At 42.3% G+C, this 1660-nt stretch carries 2 protein-coding genes; both read right to left on the bottom strand.

The window, feature by feature from the left end:
• Nucleotide 1: 1 nt before the first annotated feature.
• Complete coding sequence (locus tag F5ESL0230_RS08350) at nt 2–730, bottom strand: L-ribulose-5-phosphate 4-epimerase (protein WP_122022400.1); 729 nt, start codon at nt 728–730, stop codon at nt 2–4.
• A gap of 10 nt (nt 731–740) precedes the next feature.
• Nucleotides 741–1622, bottom strand: a complete 882-nt coding sequence (locus tag F5ESL0230_RS08345; protein WP_122022399.1) for an L-ribulose-5-phosphate 3-epimerase — start codon at nt 1620–1622, stop codon at nt 741–743.
• Nucleotides 1623–1660: the final 38 nt, after the last annotated feature.

The raw sequence follows: 1660 nt of genomic DNA, 5'->3' as shown, positions 1-1660 counted from the left end.
GTTATTTTCTTTTCGCATGGGTCTGCGACTGGGCATTATTTTGCCCGTAATACGCTCCTTGACCATGCTTTCGATAGTAATGCTTATCTAATAAATACTGGGGCACATGACTATCTGCTCTAGTTAACATAAGGGTGTGGTAGTCTTCTTCTGCCACTACCTCTAAAACCTTAGCGTTATAGACTGCCTGGGCGGCCGTTTTCCCCCAACAAAATGGCCCATGTTGGCTTACTAGACTCCCGGGCGTTGCTTCATAATCTAAGTGCCGCTTTGCAAAGGTTCGCACAATGGTCTTGCCCGTATTGCCCTCATAGTCGGCTGTAATTTCGGCTTCAGTTAAGGCAGCCGCTGCTGGTATATCGGTATAGAAGGTATCGGCATGCGTTGTATTCAAAGCTGGTATGTCCATCTTAGCTGCCGCAAAGGCCACCGCCCAAGGTGAATGAGTATGGACAATTCCGCCAATCTTAGGAAAATGGTTGTACAAATAGGTGTGGGTCGGAGTATCGGAAGAAGGGTTTAACTGACCTTCAACTACTTCACCCTTAAGATTGACGACTACTAAGTCCGCTGGCGTTAATTCTTCATAACTAACACCTGACGGTTTAATTACATATAAGCCTTGCTGGCGGTCAATTCCAGAAACATTACCCCAGGTAAAGGTTACCAAGCCCAATTGGGGTAACTGCATATTTGCTTCATAAACTTCTTGTTTTAATTTTTCTAGCATTGTGCTCTCCTTATCTGACTTCTTCTTGTTCAATGCCCACTTGGTCAAACAAGTTAGTAAAAAATTGTTTTGCGGCCTTGACCTGTTCGAGGGCGTCACTGGCACCATTTTCGCCAACCCACATCTCAATTGTAAAACTACCATGATAATCTAATCTTACTAATAAGCGTAAGAGGCCAGCAAAGTCAACACAACCTTGACCAAAGGGCACGTTTTTAAACTGACCAGGTGACGTTGCAGTGACTTTTTGACTGTCTTTTAAATGAATCGCACAAATGGTATCAATCTGATTTTCAATTTCTGCAGCTACATCTTGATTAGGCCAAGCACTTAAATTACCCAAATCCGGATAAGCCTGTAACCAAGGACTTTTAACTAAATCATGGTAATGCTTAATCTTCGTCAGGTTATTAATAAAGGGATCATCCATCGTTTCAATTGATAGCATAATATTTTTTTGGGCGGCCATATGCACACACTTGGTCAAATTCTCTACAAAATATTCACGCGAAGAAGCCGTCTTTTCTTCATAATAAACATCATAACCCGCCATTTGAATGTTATGAATGCCTAAGTCAACACACAAATCAATTGCCTTTTGCATCATCGTTAATGCCTGCTGGCGAATTTGGGGGTCGGCTGAGCCCAAAGGAAAGCGGCGGTGACCAGAGAGCATTAAGTTATTAATGCGTGTCTTAGTAGCCCACATTAGGTCACGAAATTCCTGGCGTTGCTGGCGTGTCCAATCAAGCCGCGCCAGTCGTTGATCACTTTCATCAATCGAAAATTCTAAAAAATTAAAACCTAAGTCATGTGTTAATTCAAACGTTTCCCGCCAGGATAGATCTTGTGGTAAAGCTTTTTCGTAAATTCCGAGTGCATTAGTTGTCATGATGCACATTCAACTCCTTTTTTAACTTGCTTAAATTA

Origin of the sequence: Lactobacillus sp. ESL0230, assembly GCF_003692805.1 — a bacterium.
Taxonomy (GTDB): domain Bacteria; phylum Bacillota; class Bacilli; order Lactobacillales; family Lactobacillaceae; genus Lactobacillus; species Lactobacillus bombicola.
This window is presented reverse-complemented; position numbering and strand designations above follow the sequence as displayed.

Bases quoted from the DNA above. Each gene is read 5' to 3' on its own strand.
- F5ESL0230_RS08350 (WP_122022400.1), bottom strand. From the start codon at position 730: ATGCTAGAAAAATTAAAACAAGAAGTTTATGAAGCAAATATGCAGTTA.
- F5ESL0230_RS08345 (WP_122022399.1), bottom strand. From the start codon at position 1,622: ATGACAACTAATGCACTCGGAATTTACGAAAAAGCTTTACCACAAGAT.